Origin of the sequence: Marinomonas transparens (assembly GCF_016463975.1) — a bacterium.
GTDB lineage: Bacteria > Pseudomonadota > Gammaproteobacteria > Pseudomonadales > Marinomonadaceae > Marinomonas > Marinomonas transparens.
Map to the genome: position 1 here is coordinate 104,474 of NZ_JAEMNX010000005.1, position 18,925 is coordinate 123,398.

Sequence of the window (18,925 nt, forward strand, 5' to 3'; positions counted from 1 at the left end):
TAACCCTGACTGGTTTTTTTGATTTTAAAACACTCTTATGTCAAAACGAGACACGATCCATCAGCCAAGCCATTAAAGACCAGCTTTTTTAGCAAAAATATCGTATTATGCCCGCTATTAAACCACTGACTCAGCATCCTGAATATTGACCACTATGATACGACTTTCCAATATCCAACTCCCCCTTGATCACAACACTACCGCACTGGAAAACAGCATTTTATCCATGCTGGAGATTTCAGCGGAACAGCTCGTTAGTTTCAACGTCTTTCGTCGTGGCTATGATGCCCGTAAAAAAACCAACATCATGCTGATCTACACCTTGGATATTGAAACCACATGTGATCAAGACCTGCTGATTAAATTTGCTGATCATCAGCAGGTCAAAATCACACCAGATTTGAACTACCACCCAGTTGCACAGGCACCTGCCACATTAACTGAGCGTCCTATCATCATTGGCTTTGGACCTTGTGGCTTGTTAGCCGCTTTGGTTTTAGCACAGATGGGATACAAACCCATTGTCCTAGAACGCGGTAAAGAGGTGCGTGAACGTACCAAGGACACCTTTGGTTTTTGGCGTAAAAAAATCCTTAACACCGAATCTAATGTGCAATTTGGCGAAGGTGGTGCAGGCACGTTTTCTGATGGTAAGCTCTACAGTCAAGTAAAAGATCCGAAGCAATACAGTCGTAAAGTCCTCAATGAATTTGTGGCGGCTGGTGCACCAGATGAAATCCTCTATGTCAGCAAACCACATATTGGCACCTTTAAATTGGTTGCCATGGTGGAAAAAATGCGTGCCCAAATTATCGAGCTGGGCGGTGAAATTCGCTTCAGTGCCCGGGTGGATGATTTGCACATTGAAGACGGTCAGGTAACGGGCGTCACCCTTGCAAATGGCGAACGCATTCACTCTAAACACATTGCTGTTGCCATTGGTCACAGTGCCCGCGATACCTTCGAAATGTTGCACAACAAAGGCATTTACATCGAAGCGAAGCCTTTTTCTGTCGGCTTCCGTATTGAGCACGAGCAGTCATCCGTCGATAAAGCACGTTTTGGCCCTAACGCTGGCAACGAAATTTTAGGCGCAGCAGATTACAAGTTGGTTCACCACTGTAAAAATGGTCGTTCTGTTTACAGCTTTTGCATGTGCCCCGGTGGTACCGTCGTAGCCGCGACTTCAGAAGAGAACCGTGTAGTGACGAACGGAATGAGCCAGTATTCCCGTAACGAGCGCAACGCCAATAGCGCCATAGTGGTTGGCATAGACCCCAGTGATTATCCGGGCGGCCCATTAGCAGGTATCGAATTCCAACGTAAATTAGAGAGTCATGCCTTTGTCATGGGAGGCAGTAATTACGATGCCCCAGCCCAAACCGTTGGCGCCTTCTTAAAAGGTGAAACACCTAAGGCGCTAGGCCGTGTTATTCCTTCCTTTAAACCGGGTATTAAGCTCACAGACTTATCAGATGCTTTGCCTGATTTTTGTATCGAAGCAATTCGCGAGGCCATTCCGGCATTCAACAAAAAAGTAAAAGGCTTTGCCTTTGAAGATGCCCTAATGACAGGGGTAGAAACGCGTACCTCAGCCCCAATCAACATCAAACGTGATGCCAAAAGCTTAGAAAGCATCAACACCAAAGGCTTGTACCCTGCAGGAGAAGGCGCAGGGTACGCTGGCGGAATTATGTCTGCGGCGATTGACGGCATTAAAATCGCCGAAGCCATGGCATTGAGTATTAACGAAAAAGTGAAGTGATAGCAATTAATCTAGCGGGTGCCAAAGATTAGGTTAACTGCCGGTCAGTCTTCTTTAAAAAACAACCCTAAAGAAATATTTTGCTTTCTGCTACGCAAACTCAAGACCAGAATAGTCAATAATAGGGCCAGAAATTCGGTACTCGCCGCGGCATACCAAATACCCCATTCAGCAAAGAAAAAAGGCAGGATGAAAATCAACGGCAAAGAAAACGCATAGGTTTTCATAATGCCTAAAATACCTGCCCTTTTTGCATCTCCAATCGCTTGAAAGAACATGCTAATCATCATCTGTGGGCCAACCAAAAACAACGCTAAAGTAGAGAAAGGTAAAATCCTTACCACTTCATTAATGACCGCCTGATCGCTGACAAATAAGGCACCTAAATCCGCTCTAAACATAAAGGCAATCAGTTGAAAAAACACACAATAAATAAAGGCTACGGATAATACAATTTTAATACTGGCATTCACTCGACCCAGCTCATTAGCGCCAAAGTTGTTGCCAACAATCGCCTGAAACACCATGCTCAAGCCCAGCAAAGGCAAGAAGATAAAGGTCATTAAGCGCGTAATAATGCCATAGGCACCAACCGTTGTTGCATAATTAGCGGCATCCCAAGTTTGTAAATTGTACAAAATAGCCCCTGACGCCAAGGCCAAGCCGATATAATTTAAGCTTGATGGTGCCCCCAAAGACAAAAAACGTAACCAATATTGTCGTGACAAAGAAAACTGGACAATCTGAAGTCTAAGGACATTCTTTTTATATTTTCGATACCAAAATATTATGGCTAGTGAAGTCGCCTGAGCTAATACTGTGCCATAGGCAGAGCCTGCCACTCCCCAATTCATTTCAACGATCAGTAGATAATTAAACACGCCATTGAGCAGTACAGAAAAAAGTGAGATAAGCGCCATAAAGGAAACCTGTCCTTCACAGCGCAAACTATCGCTATTAATGGTTAAAATAAATACCAGTGGAGAACAGAGAATCAAAATAGAAATGTAGCGATAACTCATATCCGCAATATGGCTTGAACCATTACTCGCCGAAGTAACAAGAGCGTTTCCCCCGAGCAAAAACAAAGCGATTAAAAAACCACACACCACTAAAGACAAACTGATCGCTTGTGAAAAAACTCCCTGAACATTAGACCGATCCCCCGCCCCCAACTGCCTCGCCATAACACTAGCAAAACCATTGGAGACAAGCGTCGACAGGGCAATAATCAGGATAAAAGCAGGAAACATCGAAGTGACAGCCGACAAAGCATCAGCCCCAACAAACACCCCAAGAAAATAGGCATCCACCAGCGAAAATGAACCGTTAACCAACATAATTAAAATAATCGGTGCCGCTGTTTTTAGAAAAACCAATGGTAAAGAAGCATCAAGGAAAGTATTCGTTTTATGTGAAGCTGTCATAAAGAATGTGCCTTTTTATGTACGCCTAAGGTAGTCACACCACTGTCTTTTTCATTAGAAAGGTAACAAAAGGAAAAGATAAAACCTGACCATTCTTGCTGCGCCGACAAAACTAATGGACAAACGATAAATTAAAGATTCAACTTCATCTCTATCACACCTGAGGTAAAGCCGGCTTTTTCATAGGCTTTTAATGCAGCCTTATTTTCCGTATAAACATCCAGATAAAAATCATTCATACCCTGGCTGCGACCCCAAGCAATCAAACGATCTAGCATCTTTTTATTAAGCCCCTGCCCACGATATTGGGGCGCCACATACATGAAGCCGAGGTAACCATGATGATTATGTTGCAAGTAAGACTTCGAAGCACGAATCTGAATATAGCCACTCGCAATAATGTCTCCCTCCACTTCAATTACGAGTAACTGAGTGTCCTCGTCAGAGATCAACGCCTCAAGGTCGTAATAAACGGCACCTACGGCTTTAGTCAATGCATTAAAAGGCCGCTCGGCTTCAATTACAGCCTGCTCCAGCTCAAGTAATTTGGGTAAATCATTCAAATGAGCTTTTCTAAAGTCCAACATTAAAGATCCCTTACTTTGGCACCAACTAAAATATTTAATAAATGTACGATCTAACTTAAAAAAAGCGCGTTCTTTACAGAAAGCGCCTTTCTTATCAGCCACACTTCACTTAGGGGTTAGCTTAAAAAGCCTCACCATCATATTTGGTAACGAGACAGTCTGTATTTTGCTCTTTCAGCATAGAACAAAACTTAGAGCTATAAGACTTATCAACAAAAGGTCCGACCTTAAGCTGATACATGGCACGGCCATTCACTTCCTTTTCATTCACATGAGGAACAAAGCCATCGAAGATAACTGGCAGTTTTTTCTGTAACACACGCCAACCACGAATGGCCTCATCACGATTACTATAAGACGCTACTTGAACACCGTAACCCTCATCCATTTTTGATGTTTTCGTTGTTGCCACAACAGATGCTGCTACCGCTGCTGTAGGCATAGTGCCTGATGCAGCACTAGCCAATTGTTGATTCGTCATTGGCGCGGGCTCCACCGGCGTAACAGCCATGGGGGCAACAGCCATAGGGGCTGGTGCAGCAACATTTTCACTGCTTTCTTCTATGGCAGGAGTAACCGCAGGCGCCACATTCGCGGCTAACATAGATTCATCTTCGGTCAGCATGGTCGCCTTGCTGTTTGAAGCAGGCATAGGAATATCAGTAGCGGTAGCCGTTTTTTGCTTCAAAGCAGCGATTTCTGCTTCTAGCTCATCAATTCGCTCTAATTTAGGCTGAACACTTTGCCATTGCTCCTCATGCTCTCGAACCTTATCTTGTAAATTTTGATAGGTCATAAAAGTATTTTGCTCCCCAGATGTAGAACATGCACCCAAGGACAAACCAGCAACAACAATGATCAGTTTTTGCGACATTTTCATGAATCTATTTCCTCATACGTCGATAAATCCCATTACTTTTTACCCATTTAATAGCAGGTTTTGTCCCCACAAGACTAAGGCATAACGCGCCGCCTTACCAATAAAAACCAAAGGCAAAAAATACTTAAGTGGTGTGCGAAAGACACCAGCAGCCAAAGCAATCGCATCACCTACTACAGGTAACCAAGTAAATAATAAAACCCAAACACCGTAACGATTAAAAAATCGCTGCGCTTTATGACGTGCGCGAGGTTTAATCGGAAACCATTTTTTTCCTTCATAACGAATCAAAAATGCACCGAGAAACCAATTCGTCAAACCGCCAAGCGTATTACCTAAACTCGCCCATAACCACAGGAGAGCAATAGAAGCTACCACCTCATTTGAATAATAAAGCAATACCGCCTCAGAACCCAAAGGTAAAATGGTTGCCGACAGAAAAGATACAACAAAAACAATGAGATAATCCAATTTATTCCTTTTTCAGAATGAATCCAAACCGCTCAAAATCAACTCACTAGAAGTCTCAAAAAAACTGAGCAAACAATAATCTAACCCGCTTCTTTTTGATATAAATCAATGTATTGAGTTCGAGTTACAAACCTTTACGTCGTAGAATAGGAGCTCAACATAAGGGGAAACAGGTATGCTGGATCGCATCAATGATATTAAAATTCGTTATAAACTGTGGGCTATTATAGGCCTGATGTCGATGGGGACTGCGGCGCTTATTTTAGTTTCTCTTACTTCCTTGTTTCAAAGCAACATAGATTCAAGACAAGATAGAAACAAAGACATCTTAAACATTGCCAATACTACTCTGGCACAACTTTACGCCAGTCAACAAGCAGGCGAGCTAACCTTAAAAACAGCTCAACAAGAAGCAATAAAGCGCTTAGCGGAGTTTAGCTACGGTGACCAACAAAGCATTTGGTTATTAGATCAAAACAATCAAATATTAAACGCGCCTTCAAATTATCCAAATACCGTCGCTCCCAACTCATTAATCATGGCATTAGCCAATATTTCTTCTAACAACCAACAAATCGACTTTAATTACCGCAGCAATGATGGAATCGATCATCAAATGATCGCCAGAGCATCTCGTTTTACTCCTTGGGACATGGTCATTATAACCACAGCCTCAATGAATGCCGCCATGCATTTTTTCCTAGACGCATTAGTAGATTACGCTATTTTGGTCAGTGTGCTAACAGTTCTCGTCGGCGGCTCTGCCTTGTATATCATTCACCTAGTCACCACCCGCGTCACGTCCCTTTGCCAAACCATGACCTCAGTACAACACTCGGGAAACCTTACCCAACGAGTAGAATTCAGCGGCAACGATGAGATGGGAGAAATGGCAGGGGCTTTTAATAGTATGATGGGGAACTTTCAATCCATTGTGCGTGAAGTCAGTCACTCTAGTGAAACCCTAGACAGTATTGTTGGACAAACCAATCAATCAACCGAAAAAACGGCTATTGGGGTAGAAACTCAACTATCTAATACAGGGCAAGCGACAGAAATTATGCAGGAAGTGATGGCTTCAGTTGAAGGTACCTTAGGCATCGCAGAACGCGCCAGTAATACGGCACAAGAGCTAGGTCAGCATTCAAAACAAGGCCTTGGTGTCATGAACAAGGCGAATTTAGACATTCAACAACTGTCCAGCGAAGTGGGCGCAGCTGCTAAGCAAATTCAACAGCTACGGGAAGACGTTACCCACATTAATGACAGATTAGGGATCATTTCTGAAGTCGCAGATCAAACCAATTTACTGGCTCTTAATGCCGCTATCGAAGCTGCTCGTGCGGGGGAGCAAGGTCGAGGCTTTGCCGTCGTTGCCGACGAAGTAAGGCAATTGGCGCAACGTTCACAACTCGCGGCCACCGAAATAGGCGGTTTAATAGAACAACTCACAGCGCAGACCTTAACCACAGTCAAGGTAATGGAAAGCGCACAAGACACGGCCAATCAAGGGGCAGAGCAAACCTCCCAAGCGGGACAGGCATTTGACGATATTGCCAATGGCGTTATCTCTATATCGAAACTAAACAATGAAATTACCCAAGCCGCTAACCGTCAGCACAGCTCTTCTCAAACGGTGAACCAAACCTTAGAAAATATCGCCCTAGTGTGTGAAGAAACGACGAGGAACTCCAGCGACATTAGAACCTCGGTTGAAAACCTGCAAGATTGCGCTAGTCAGTTGCGGCAATTGATCTATAAATTTAGTACCTAACAAGCACTCTGCTGCTAAATTTTCCTGCGCCTTCCTCTAAAAACACACTATGCTGTTTAGTGACTTAGTGTGTTTTCTCTAAAGTTTCTTGCCCTATAAAAGTGCTTCCATAACCTTTTACGATCATATTTTGATCATTATAAAAGGCTTTTTGTCGCCTTTATCTAGAGTGAAAAAAATTAAGTGAAAAAGAAGTAATTTTACTACTTTAACTTATTGGAGACTCTTATTATGGTTGGGTATAGTAGTTTCAATAGTAATTCATTTCAGCAGTTGTAGGCTGAGTAACCTAGATCACAAGCAAATATATATCATAAGGGATCATCGAACATGTCGTTTGATACTCAACAAAAGTTAGACGCTCTTTATCAACATATTCAGGCTGTCATTTTATCACGCCAACACCCTGTCACCGGACTTTTCCCTGCCAGCACCAGTATTAATAATCATGGTAATTATACCGATGCTTGGGTGCGAGATAATGTCTATAGTATCCAAGCCGTTTGGGCCTTACACCTTGCCTATAAGCGCGCTTCTAACCCAGATAAACGTACCCACGAATTAGAATTTTCTTGCATTAAAATGATGCGCGGCCTCCTCTACGCCATGATGCGTCAATCCCATAAAGTGGAAGCTTTTAAACACAGCCTAGATCCCAAAGATGCGTTGCATGCAAAGTACGATACAAAAACAGGGTTAGAAGCCGTTGCAGATGATGCTTGGGGGCATTTACAAATTGATGCCACCAGTTTTTATTTGCTAATGATGGCGCAAATGACCAAAGCGGGTAGCAAGCTCATTTTTACCCGTGAAGAATCCAATTTCATTCAAAACCTTATTTATTACATTTCACGTACCTACCGAACACCGGATTACGGTATTTGGGAGCGCGGCAACAAGGTAAATAATGGTAAAGCAGAAATAAACGCCAGCTCTGTGGGCATGGCAAAAGCAGCCATGGAAGCCATGGATGGATTAAATTTGTTTGGCGAAGATGGCCCTGAATGGTCTGTTGTACATTCCTTTGCAGACGCCGTGGCCCGTGCTGGGTCTGTATTGCAATCTTTATTACCTAAAGAATCCCGTTCGAAAGAAGTAGATAGTGCCGTCCTAAGTATCATCAGCTTCCCAGCTTTTGCCGTAAACGATGAGCAACTAACAAAACGAACTCGTAAGGAAATTATCAGCAAACTTGGTGGAGAGTATGGTTGTAAACGCTTCCTACTGGATGGTCACCAGTCCGAATTAGAAGATCAAAGCCGTATTTACTACGAGTTCGATGAGCTAATTAATTTCGAACACATTGAATCAGAATGGCCATTATTCTTTACTTACCTTTATATAGATAGGCTATTTGCCCGTGATTGGGAAAGTGCCAACTTCTATCGACATAAGCTCGAATCCTTAATGGTCGAAAAAGACGGTCAAATGCTTTTACCTGAGCTGTACTATGTACCGCAGGAAAACATTCTCGCTGAAAAGGAAAACCCAGGCTCACAAAAACGCCTACCTAATGACAACCTACCACTGGTTTGGGCACAAAGCCTCTATTTAGTTGGTAAGATGCTCGATGATGAGTTGATCAAAACCGATGACTTAGACCCACTCGGCTTACATAAGATTCAGCACAAGCCTAATAAACCTACAACCTCTATGGTGATTTTGGCGCAAAATGATGCCGTAAAACAGAAATTGCTAGATGCCGGATGCCTTTGTCAAACACTCGAAGACATAGCGCCATTAAAAGCCATTAGTGCCCAACAACTGGTTAATACCTATCGACACCTTGGAGCATCCGATGTGTTAGGCCTAACGGGTCGACCAAATCGAGCTTTAAACAGCTTGGCAACGTCACAGGCATTCAACATTAATGACGAAAGCTATTTGTGCCTCTCTTGGATTCAAAACGAAGATAAAGATTACCGCAAAATAGACCCAGCCCTCTTTCAAGCCCACATTCGAAATGAACTGTCCATCATAGCAGAACACTGGTATTACCAAACTAATGCGGTATTTACCATATTGATCGATGAAGCCATAAGTGACATGCAGGGTTGCGATGAATTGTTTGAGTTTATTCGTTTGCTACAAAAACGTGAATTAGAAGAATTCCGCGTTGTCCCCCAGTCGGCAAAAAATGCCTTTAAATCGGGTAACCGCCGTACCATCACCATCACCACACAAGACAACGCTGTACTTGGCATTCAACTCCCTGTTCATGAAAAACCTTGGCCTGTTACCAATAAATCTCAAGAGCACAATAGTGCAGCAATTTCTCAAGCCGATACAGATACCCTGTTAGCCCGACTGAATGAGAAACCTAGCTTAGCAGAAATGGTTGAGTGCTTAATCGAACTAGGCTCCCGTCGAGCGCTCATGAACACAGTACCTAACTCAACACCGGCGACGACCGCCTACAAGGTACTCAATTCTGTTTACCTGCAAACATTACTAACAGAGGACTGGCGTTCGGCAAGAATGCTGTTTTCACTCATGCTGCAACCCTCCACAGATTTGGCAACTTACATTGCTGATATCACGGTTCGTCAGCGTTTGCTAGTCATCGGAGAAACACCTGAAACAGAAACAAACATAAGCTTACCCCTGCATCAGGATGAGATTCTAACTCTGCTAAAAAACGGCTCCTCCTCTCCTATTGGATTAGTCATTTGTCACGAGCTAATTTCAATTGCAGGGACCTTAATCAAGGTCCATCCAGATGCCTTTGATGGTGTACGTACTATTCGCATTCACAACTTGGCGCTCCTTTGTGCACGTCATTTTGACCCAGAAGAAAGCGAATCTGTTTTCGATACTCTATCTAAGATATCGCCTAGTGAGCTTTACGAAACACTAAAACAAGTGTTACAACAAAAGCATGAAGAATTTGCCTATGTGACTACACATGTTCGTTATCACCATAATGTTGATAGCAACGACAGTAAAATGAAAGATGTCGACTGGTTCGATTGGCGCTCTGAACAGGGCATGATCACTAAGCTACCAGAGTCTATGTTATTACAACTTTGGGAAAGCTTAAGCCATGTTAACACCATCGTTTTTGGTGATTTGCAAAGTAATACCACACTGGATTGTAAACGCGCACTCAGTTCAATGACACCAGGGGAAGATACCTTCGCAGCCATAATCGAATCATTGACCTCAGACATACACCCTAACTGGTATAAAAGTCTTATTTTTGAAGGTCTATATGCTTTTATTCAATTTTGCCAGCAGCACAAAGCTTGCAAATTTGAACAAGAAGTAAACCTTCCCGTGTTGGTTTCTCAAGCCGCACTGGACCATGTAAAACAACATCAGGCAGACCATCCTGAAGAGGAGCTAGCAGAAGCAGCGCTAGATGAGTTCGCACAAATAACACCTAATAAAGTGAACCAATATTTGCGTTGGGCAGTGAGCAAGCTACACAGCCATCAGCACCAACAAACATCGAGTTAACGCATTGATTCTGCTGGAGAATTGAATGGGCCTACTAAAAAACCCGCTTATCGAAGACATTTTAAATACTTGCTGTGCTGACCCATTTGGCTGCTTAGGACTGCAAGAATCCGCTTCGAAAAAAAACTTAACATTAACTGTATGGCGACCTAATGCGACCGCCATACGCGTATTGGGAATAGATTCAGACAAAGTACTCTCTAACATGACGCAAGCGAATGAAAGAGGCCTATTTTATGCTGAATTTCCACAGCAAACGACTCGCTTTCATTACCGTCTTGAAGTCTTTTACGGTAAAGAGTCCATTACTATTGTCGACCCTTATCAATTCCCCAATGCGACCTTTAGTGATCCTCAACACCATCAAGCTAATCTATACAAAAGCCAAGGAGCAATTAGAACAGGTGCGCCAGTCAATGATGAACTCACAATAAATGGCACCCGTTTTGCTGTCTATGCCCCCGCAGCTCGCTCGGTTTCCGTCGTCGGTGATTTCAATGCTTGGGATGGCGGTGCTCATCCAATGTCGAGTAATGGCGACGGCATTTGGCGCTTATTCATTCCAGATGTGAATCATGGCGCGCGCTATAAGTTTGAAATTCGTGCTAATAATGGCGATCTGCTTCCTCACCGTAGTGACCCTTATGCTCAACGAATTGAGCAATTTCCCTCCTTTGCTAGTGTGACCTGCTTCGATAACAAGCACCAATGGCAAGACGAAGCTTGGATGAACCGCCCACTCGAAGACTTATACGAAAAGCCCATGAGTATTTATGAGCTACAGCTTGGTTCTTGGCGCCGTAACGAACACAATTTACCGCTTACTTATCTTGAAATAAAAGATCAGCTGGTGCCTTATATTAAAGAAATGGGCTACACCCATGTTGAGCTACTGCCTGTCACTGAATACCCTTATGATGGCTCATGGGGTTATCAGCCAGTTGGCTTATTTGCAGCCACTTCACGCTTTGGCACAGCAGAAGAATTTAAAGCTCTCATCGACGCTCTACATCAAGCTGACATCAGTGTCATCATGGATTGGGTGCCCGCTCACTTTCCTGCTGACAGTCACGGCTTGGCAAACTTTGATGGTTCAAAACAATATGAATATCCGGATCCGAAAAAAGGCTGGCACCCGGAATGGAACTCGCTGATTTACGATTTTGGTAAAGAGCACGTCGTAAACTACCTCATCAGTAATGCGGTTTTCTGGCTGGAAGAATTTCACATTGATGGCCTCAGGGTCGATGCTGTCGCCTCTATGCTTTACTTGGATTATTCACGGGAAGATGGCGAATGGATTCCAAACAAAGACGGCGGTAACCACAACTACGAAGCCATTGATTTCCTACGCCGCTTGAATGAAACCGTCTACCTAAATCACCCTCGTTGCTTCACCGTTGCAGAAGAGTCCACGGCTTTTCCAGGGGTATCTAAACCCACCTACATGGACGGTTTAGGCTTTGGTTTCAAATGGAATATGGGCTGGATGAATGACTCGCTTGAGTATATTAAGAAAGACCCTGTCTACAGAAAACACCACCAAGGTGAACTGACTTTTAGTCTTGTTTATGCCTTTGACGAACAATTTGTTCTGCCAATCTCCCATGACGAAGTGGTACACGGCAAAGGTTCTATGCTGACTAAAATGCCCGGAGATGCTTGGCAGAAATTCGCTAACTTACGAGCCTTCTCCGCCTACATGTATTTCCATCCAGGTAAGAAACTCAACTTCATGGGCAATGAATTCGCTCAAGGTCAAGAATGGAGCCATGAACGCTCTTTAGATTGGCATCTACTGGAAATAGATCTACATAAGGGTCAACACACCCTATCCAAAGACCTAAACCATCTTTATAAAAATGAAGCCTCTTTACATCTCGACCATTCCCATCAAGGTTTTGAATGGATCAGCTACGACGACCACGCTAACAGTATTTTAGCCTTCGTTCGCAAAGCTAAGAACAATGAAGAACACGTTATCGCAATCATCAACTTCACACCGGTACCGCAGGGCCATTATCGAATTGGCGTTCCCCGTGCTGGACGTTACCAACTGGTATTGAATACAGACGATGCAAAATACACTGGCAGCGGCTATATGGAAACACAAGAGTTTCATACTAGTAATATTGCTAGCCATGGGCGTGAGCAAAGTATTGAACTACAAGTACCACCGCTGGCAGGCATGTTATTAAAGTGGTTAGGTAAATAAAAAGAGGCTTTGTACGGTCCCGCAAACACAGTTTCGTGTCAAGCTCTGAAATAATGAAGAGGTAATAATGCAATACCAAGTTAACACCGGACACCCTTTCCCACTTGGTGCTTCTGTCACTGAACATGGCGTTAACTTTGCAGTGGTCTCTGAAGACGCTAGCCAACTCTACTTATGCTTATTTGATAACAAGGGCAATGAGCAAGAGCGCCTACCCTTTGTGGCTAAACAAAGGGGGATTTGGCATATGGAAGTACTCGGGCTCACCGAAGGCCAACATTATGGTTTACGAGCTCAAGGCGCTTTCGAAGCAACTCAACAAAAGCTATTTAACGAAAATAAACTGCTTATCGATCCTTATGCAAAAGACCTAACCAGCAAACTCGTCTGGCATAAAGACCAAGCGACCATCACTCAAGAAGGCCATCTACATCCAATAGATTCTGCTTATTGCGTACCCAAATCAATTGTTCGTACTGTGCAAACAAATCATCAGCGTCCAGCAAGAGTTAAGGTGCCAGCTTCTAGTCGTACTCTGTATGAATTGCATGTAAAAGGTTTCAGTGAACTATTACCTATAGCAGACGAACTCAAAGGCACCTACCTTGGTGTCGTTTCTCACTCTGGTATTGAACATTTAACATCCCTTGGCATTACCACCATTCAACTCATGCCCTGCTTTAGCTTTGCCAACGAACGTCATTTAGAAGCATTAAACCTAAACAATTATTGGGGCTATAACCCGATTAGCTTTTTCGCCCCCGAGCCTTCCTACGCCAAACAAGACCCTGTCATAGAATTTCAGCTCATGGTAGATGGCCTACGGGAAGCGGGCTTTGAAGTCATTTTGGACGTGGTTTATAACCATACTGCAGAGAGTGAGTTAGACCAATCAAGCGTCTGCTACCGAGGCCTAGACAATGCCCGTTACTACCGTCATGAAAGTGGCCAATACTTAAATTACACAGGCTGTGGTAACTGTTTTGATACCTACAACCCAGCAAGCATCCGTCTTATTTGTGACAGTATGCGTTATTGGGTAGAAATCATGGGCGTCGATGGCTTCCGCTTTGATTTAGGCGTCGATCTCGGTCGAACCGATCACCAGTTTTCTGCCAAAGCGCCATTGCTACAGGCTATCCTGCAAGACCCTGTGTTAAGCGAAACCTGCCTAGTTATGGAGCCTTGGGACATAGGGCCAAACGGCTATCAAGTTGGCCAGTTTCCAAGGGGCTTTTTAGAGTGTAACGATCAATACCGAGACACCATACGCCGTTTCTGGCGTGGTGATGAAGGACTTGTGCAGCAGTTTGCTACACGTTTAATGGGCTCTCGAGATTTTTTCCATAAAGGTTACCGCAGCGCCTTACACTCAGTGAATTACATCACCTATCACGATGGTTATACCCTAAATGATTTGGTGTCTTATCACAGACGCCACAACCTAGCGAACATGGAAGGCAACCGTGACGGCCACGGCGACAACATCAGCCAAAACTTTGGCGTTGAAGGAAAAACCGATAACTCAGACATTCGTCACAACCGACTAAACCAACAACTTTGCTACATGGCTACCTTGTTACTAAGCCAAGGCACGCCCCATATTCTCGGTGGGGATGAGCTATCCCATAGCCAACAAGGCAATAACAACGCCTACTGCCAAGATAATGAAATTACTTGGTTAAACTGGCAAGAAAGCCAAGCGAGAACAGCGCTACAAGATACCATATCGACCCTCACAAGATTACGGAAAGCCTACCCTATTTTGGCTGAAATACGTCTAGAGGATGATGCTCTTTACTTACATGACCCTCACGATGGCATTGAGTGGTTAAACGAACATAGCCAAAAAATGACAGAAGCTGACTGGCTACAAGGCGAACGAGACTATATTGCACTCACCCTCACCACAGCTGACCTTTCCACCAAACTTTGGCTGGTATTTTATCGCGAAGATATCGCACTGGAAGTACCTGTTCCGATAAACACCGAGAAATTAGAAGTACTTTACAATACACCCGGTATCAGGATTGAAAACAACAGGTTGAATTGTGCTTATCGCGGTGTATTAGTCGCTAAGCTTTAACGGTACGACCTTTCCATTGACCCTATCCCGTTTTGCTCCCTTAACGAGATTGAATTTTTATTTTATAGGAAATTGTTATAAACATCCGGTTGCCAAATTTGCATCAAAATTTCTGGGTTTTTAATAGCTTCAAAGCCGTATTGCGCGTACAAGCCATGGGCATCATTGGTGGCTAACATCATGCGTCTTAAACCTTGTAGATCGGGATGATCGACAAGGTGAGACATTAACCATTTACTCAGGCCTACTCCTCGATAGGAGTCGAGAATAAAGACATCCGCTAAATAGGCAAACGTCGCCCTATCCGTAATTAATCGAGCAAAGCCAACTTGCTCACCACTATCCTTATACACACCAAAGCACAAGGAATTCTCAAGCGCCTTTTGCAGGGTTACTCTAGGAATGTCTTTGGCCCAATAGCTATTGGATATAAAAGAATAAATCACCTCGAAATCAAGATCATTGTGGTCTGTACTTATCTTATAACCCTGCATGAATACGCCTCTTTTATTCACTACAATAACCGTCATTTATTCGCTAATTCATATTCCCAAATTGCAAATCCGCCAAGCGTTTGTACAAAGCACATTCTTCGAGCAACTGAACGTGAGTCCCTTGAGCAATAATCTGCCCTTGATCCAATACAATAATACGATCTGCATTCAGCACTGTCGCCAAACGATGGGCAATCACTAAGGTGGTTCGATCGGCCATCAATAGCTTAAGCGCAGCCTGTACCTTGTGTTCACTTTGCGCATCAAGCGCGCTGGTCGCTTCATCCAGTAATAAAATCGGCGCATCTTTTAGAATCGCACGGGCGATAGCAATACGCTGTCTTTGCCCGCCCGATAGACGCACACCATCTTCACCTAATCGCGTGTCATAGCCTTTGTCTAACAACTGAATAAACTCATCAGCATTGGCTCTTTTCGCCGCGTCAATGATCGCGTTTTTGTCCGTTTCACGGTTCGCGTAACCTAAATTATCTAACACACTTTGATCAAACAAGGCCGTTTCCTGAGGCACCAAAGCCAATTGATGACGCCACTGCGTTAAGTCATAGTCTTTAATGTCATGATGGCCGAAACGTATTTCACCTTGTTGTGGATCATAGAATCTCAGCAACAACTCAAAGAGGGTCGATTTCCCTGCGCCAGAGGGTCCTACAAGTGCCACGGTTTCACCCTGCTTTATTGTAAGGCTAAGGTTTTTAAGAACTGGTGTATTAGGTCGTGTTGGATAACAAAAAGTCACCTGATTCAATTCAATAAAAGTCTCACCCTGAAGCATATTCGAGTTTTCCGAATCAACACTCCCCTCTTGGCCACCAGTTATATCACTCGATACATTCAACAATTCCATGATTCGTTCAGCAGCACCAGCAGCGCGTTGTAACTCGCCAATCACTTCCGATAAGGCGGTCACTGCCCCCGCTACAATGATCGAATAAAATAAAAAACTCGCTAAGTCACCAGCACTAATAGCCCCAGAAATCACATCTTTGCCGCCGAACCAAAGCATCACGCCAATACCGCCCATAGAAAGCAAAATGGCCATCAGAGTTAACAAGGAGCGCTGTGTAATACGCTTCACACTGACACGAAAAGCTTGCTCTACCGCACTTGAAAAACGTTCTTCATCGTGACGCTCATGAGTAAAAGCCTGCACCACCTTAATATGTCGTAACGCTTGTGATAAATAGCGCCCTACGTTTGCCACTTCATCTTGGCTATCTCGAGACAAGCTACGTACTCGCCGACCAAAATACAGCACGGGGACAACAACAAAGGGCACGCAGGTAAGCAAAATGAGCGTTAATTTAAAATGCATCACTAGAAGAAATAAAATCCCCCCAAGCAGCATCAAACTACTGCGTAAGGCAATCGATAAAGAAGAGCCAATCACGCTCTGTAATAAGGTGGTATCTGAGGTAATACGAGATTGAATTTCACTAGGAGAATTGTCTTCAAAAAAGGAAGGAGAAAGCGTTAGTAAATGGCTAAAAACGGCTTTTCGTATGTCCGCTACCACTCTTTCACCTACCCAAGAAACCAAGTAAAAGCGGCAAAAACTACCAACACCTAGCAAAAACACCAAACTCAAAAAAACCAATAACGTCTGAGTCAAACCCGCTTCTGAACCAGAAGCCAAGCCTTTATCAATTAAAAACTGCACCCCTTTACCAAGGCTCAACATAGCACCAGCGGTAATGACTAAAGCAATAAGCGCCAACACCACCTGACGGCGATAGGGCTTTAAAAAAGGCAAGAAAGTGTTAATGCCTGTACCTAAAGCCAAAGCGTCTGTTGCTGAAGGTTTTGTCTCTGAGGAAGTAAAAAACTCTTTAGACACGTCAGGTTTATTCAAAAGTAAGCCCCATTAAGTTAATCTAACAGGCACTTACTATAACGGATCTTAGTACTATTAATGGGTAAAAAGTGTGCTATTAAGACACCAGCTTAACCAATTGACTTGAAGCCCATTCGGAAACCGCCCCAATGTTGACCTTTCACATAAATAGGCACAGATAGATCATGCAAAATCTCTCCCGTATCACGCTTATAGGTTTGCAATAAAAAAGTATCTGTATGTGAGCCGCAACGGCGCCCTGTCGGATCATCAAAAATCCGCTTAGTCCGGTTATTCACCAAATCTTTGTCATAATCGCCACTCAACGGCTGGCTGAACTTTTTATTATGGGTTGGGAAGTAGCCATTCACATCCACCGCACCGGCAAACATAACTTCTTCATTCTGTTCTAATACAGCTTCTTGAATCTCAGGGAAGTGTTGATCACTAAAGCTATCATACCCCGTACTAAACTTTGGAGGGTTGGTTCCTTGAATCGATTGATAATCGGTCGAAAAAACCGCCTGTTGAGTCAGTTCCCCTTTCTCTATGGCGGCTTCAAACAAATCGGCAATCGCTTGAGCCGAAGCTTTTGCCGTCTTGACTAACTCAGAGAAAAATAAGGATTGATCCACTTTATCTAACTCCCTAAAGACTACCTCAGCACCATTACTCAAACTGGACGCTTCTTCCGAGAGACGATCACTACGTTTAGAAATATCCTGTAATGAGGTGCTAATACGAGAAATAGAGCCACTAATTTGCGTACTAGTCGAGCCCAATTCCTCTCCTGTCGCTTCCACTTCATTCAATACAATAGAAGCGCTTTTCACTTCTTCCGTTAACGAAATAAAACGCTGTGTTTCTCCCAATAATGTTTTTGATAACGAGTCTGTTAGTGTTTTAAGAGAGGACATTTCTTGATTGGTTAATTCACTATTACGACGTACATCAGTCAATAACCCCGAAATTTGTTCCGAAGCATCTGCACTTTTGGCGGCCAATGAACGCACTTCATCCGCCACAACCGCAAAGCCACGCCCTTGTTCACCTGCACGGGCTGCTTCGATAGCGGCATTTAATGCTAATAAATTAGTTTGCTCAGAAACCCCTTTGATGACCGCTGTAATACTATCGATATCATCGGCACTCTTGGTTAATAACGCCAGTTGTTCACTCGCCGCCAGTACTTTTTGTGTTAGTTCATTCACCTGATCTGTGCTGTGCGTCAGCGCTCTTTGGGCTGTACTACTCGACTCAGCAGTATCACTCATTGTATTGGCTAACTGGCCAAGGTGATTCGAAAGCGTCAATCCAGTTTCGGAAAGCCTTTCTACTGCCTGTGTGATTTGCTCACTGTCATCACTAGTAAGATGAATGTCTTTAGCTAATGTATCAACAAAATGTGAAACTTCAGCCGCCCCCATTGCCATTTTAGATGTCGCACTGGTAACCGCTTGACTCACCTCAGTGTAATCCGTATCACTCCCTAAAAATGCGGTGTTTTTTTCGTTTTTTGCGAACTGTCCAGCAGGTGAGCGCAAGGTTTTTGGCAACACAAGCAAACAACAAAGCACAGCACCAATAATAACAAAAGGTAAGGCGATAGAGCCTTGTAGGTAACCAACTATAAATAGCGAGAATAGAGCGACAACACAGACTAGTGGGAAATAAAGCATAACCTTTCCTTCTTATTTTTTTCTAGTGTTTAACTATGCCATGAGAAGGTCAATGCAAAACAGAAAGCATACGACTAAAGTCTTACTAAAAAACCACCCTAATTTGCTAGCTAAATAAACGAAATCCCCATTTCATCACGCTCTCTTTGACTTCGGCCAAAGGCTGCTTAAAAGCCATTACTTTTAAACACGCCCACCAAAAAAGAATAAAAAAACCAAATATGTAGAAATTT

Annotated in this window: 12 protein-coding genes; 5 read left to right on the top strand and 7 right to left on the bottom strand. The window is 43.6% G+C overall.

Annotated features, from left to right (window positions below; genetic code table 11):
• Window positions 1-154 precede the first annotated feature (154 nt).
• Complete coding sequence (locus I8J31_RS06810) at window positions 155-1,765, top strand: NAD(P)/FAD-dependent oxidoreductase (protein WP_199467532.1); 1,611 nt, start codon at window positions 155-157, stop codon at window positions 1,763-1,765.
• A gap of 44 nt (window positions 1,766-1,809) precedes the next feature.
• Here the strand turns inward: I8J31_RS06810 and I8J31_RS06815 are convergent, their stop codons facing one another.
• The 4 genes from I8J31_RS06815 to I8J31_RS06830 form a co-directional block, all read right to left on the bottom strand.
• A complete protein-coding gene (locus I8J31_RS06815) occupies window positions 1,810-3,192 on the bottom strand; it encodes an MATE family efflux transporter (RefSeq protein WP_199467533.1) in 1,383 nt (460 codons plus the stop codon).
• Window positions 3,193-3,323: 131 nt separating this feature from the next.
• Entirely contained in the window at window positions 3,324-3,779 is a 456-nt protein-coding gene (locus tag I8J31_RS06820) for a GNAT family N-acetyltransferase (RefSeq protein ID WP_199467534.1), read from the bottom strand.
• Between the two features lie 121 nt (window positions 3,780-3,900).
• Window positions 3,901-4,659, bottom strand: coding sequence for an SPOR domain-containing protein (locus I8J31_RS06825; RefSeq protein WP_199467535.1), 759 nt, complete (start codon window positions 4,657-4,659; stop codon window positions 3,901-3,903).
• 39 nt (window positions 4,660-4,698) lie between these two features.
• Window positions 4,699-5,130 carry a YqaA family protein gene (locus tag I8J31_RS06830; RefSeq protein WP_199467536.1) on the bottom strand — a complete coding sequence of 144 codons (432 nt, stop codon included), beginning with the start codon at window positions 5,128-5,130 and terminating at the stop codon, window positions 4,699-4,701.
• A gap of 175 nt (window positions 5,131-5,305) precedes the next feature.
• On the opposite strand from I8J31_RS06830, the gene I8J31_RS06835 reads away from it, so the two are divergent.
• The 4 genes from I8J31_RS06835 to glgX all read left to right on the top strand — a co-directional run bounded on the left by I8J31_RS06835 (window position 5,306) and on the right by glgX (window position 14,664).
• Complete coding sequence (locus tag I8J31_RS06835) at window positions 5,306-6,904, top strand: methyl-accepting chemotaxis protein (RefSeq protein ID WP_199467537.1); 1,599 nt, start codon at window positions 5,306-5,308, stop codon at window positions 6,902-6,904.
• Window positions 6,905-7,234: 330 nt separating this feature from the next.
• A complete protein-coding gene (locus tag I8J31_RS06840) occupies window positions 7,235-10,363 on the top strand; it encodes a phosphorylase b kinase regulatory subunit alpha/beta (RefSeq protein ID WP_199467538.1) in 3,129 nt (1,042 codons plus the stop codon).
• A 25-nt stretch (window positions 10,364-10,388) separates the two neighbouring features.
• Window positions 10,389-12,578: a 1,4-alpha-glucan branching protein GlgB gene (gene glgB, locus I8J31_RS06845; RefSeq protein WP_199467539.1), complete on the top strand. Its 2,190-nt coding sequence runs from the start codon at window positions 10,389-10,391 to the stop codon at window positions 12,576-12,578.
• Between the two features lie 67 nt (window positions 12,579-12,645).
• Entirely contained in the window at window positions 12,646-14,664 is a 2,019-nt protein-coding gene (gene glgX, locus I8J31_RS06850) for a glycogen debranching protein GlgX (RefSeq protein WP_199467540.1), read from the top strand.
• A gap of 62 nt (window positions 14,665-14,726) precedes the next feature.
• On the opposite strand, the gene I8J31_RS06855 is transcribed toward glgX, so the two are convergent.
• The 3 genes from I8J31_RS06855 to I8J31_RS06865 form a co-directional block, all read right to left on the bottom strand.
• Window positions 14,727-15,194 carry a GNAT family N-acetyltransferase gene (locus tag I8J31_RS06855; RefSeq protein ID WP_233402635.1) on the bottom strand — a complete coding sequence of 156 codons (468 nt, stop codon included), beginning with the start codon at window positions 15,192-15,194 and terminating at the stop codon, window positions 14,727-14,729.
• A 7-nt stretch (window positions 15,195-15,201) separates the two neighbouring features.
• On the bottom strand, window positions 15,202-16,962 hold the full coding sequence (locus I8J31_RS06860; RefSeq protein WP_199467609.1) for an ABC transporter transmembrane domain-containing protein: 1,761 nt from the start codon (window positions 16,960-16,962) through the stop codon (window positions 15,202-15,204).
• 161 nt (window positions 16,963-17,123) lie between these two features.
• Complete coding sequence (locus I8J31_RS06865) at window positions 17,124-18,692, bottom strand: methyl-accepting chemotaxis protein (protein WP_199467541.1); 1,569 nt, start codon at window positions 18,690-18,692, stop codon at window positions 17,124-17,126.
• Window positions 18,693-18,925 lie beyond the last annotated feature (233 nt).

Coding starts and splice junctions, on each gene's coding strand:
- I8J31_RS06810 (WP_199467532.1), top strand. CDS start 155: ATGATACGACTTTCCAATATCCAACTCCCCCTTGATCACAACACTACC.
- I8J31_RS06815 (WP_199467533.1), bottom strand. CDS start 3,192: ATGACAGCTTCACATAAAACGAATACTTTCCTTGATGCTTCTTTACCA.
- I8J31_RS06820 (WP_199467534.1), bottom strand. CDS start 3,779: ATGTTGGACTTTAGAAAAGCTCATTTGAATGATTTACCCAAATTACTT.
- I8J31_RS06825 (WP_199467535.1), bottom strand. CDS start 4,659: ATGAAAATGTCGCAAAAACTGATCATTGTTGTTGCTGGTTTGTCCTTG.
- I8J31_RS06835 (WP_199467537.1), top strand. CDS start 5,306: ATGCTGGATCGCATCAATGATATTAAAATTCGTTATAAACTGTGGGCT.
- I8J31_RS06840 (WP_199467538.1), top strand. CDS start 7,235: ATGTCGTTTGATACTCAACAAAAGTTAGACGCTCTTTATCAACATATT.
- glgB (WP_199467539.1), top strand. CDS start 10,389: ATGGGCCTACTAAAAAACCCGCTTATCGAAGACATTTTAAATACTTGC.
- glgX (WP_199467540.1), top strand. CDS start 12,646: ATGCAATACCAAGTTAACACCGGACACCCTTTCCCACTTGGTGCTTCT.
- I8J31_RS06855 (WP_233402635.1), bottom strand. CDS start 15,194: ATGACGGTTATTGTAGTGAATAAAAGAGGCGTATTCATGCAGGGTTAT.
- I8J31_RS06865 (WP_199467541.1), bottom strand. CDS start 18,692: ATGCTTTATTTCCCACTAGTCTGTGTTGTCGCTCTATTCTCGCTATTT.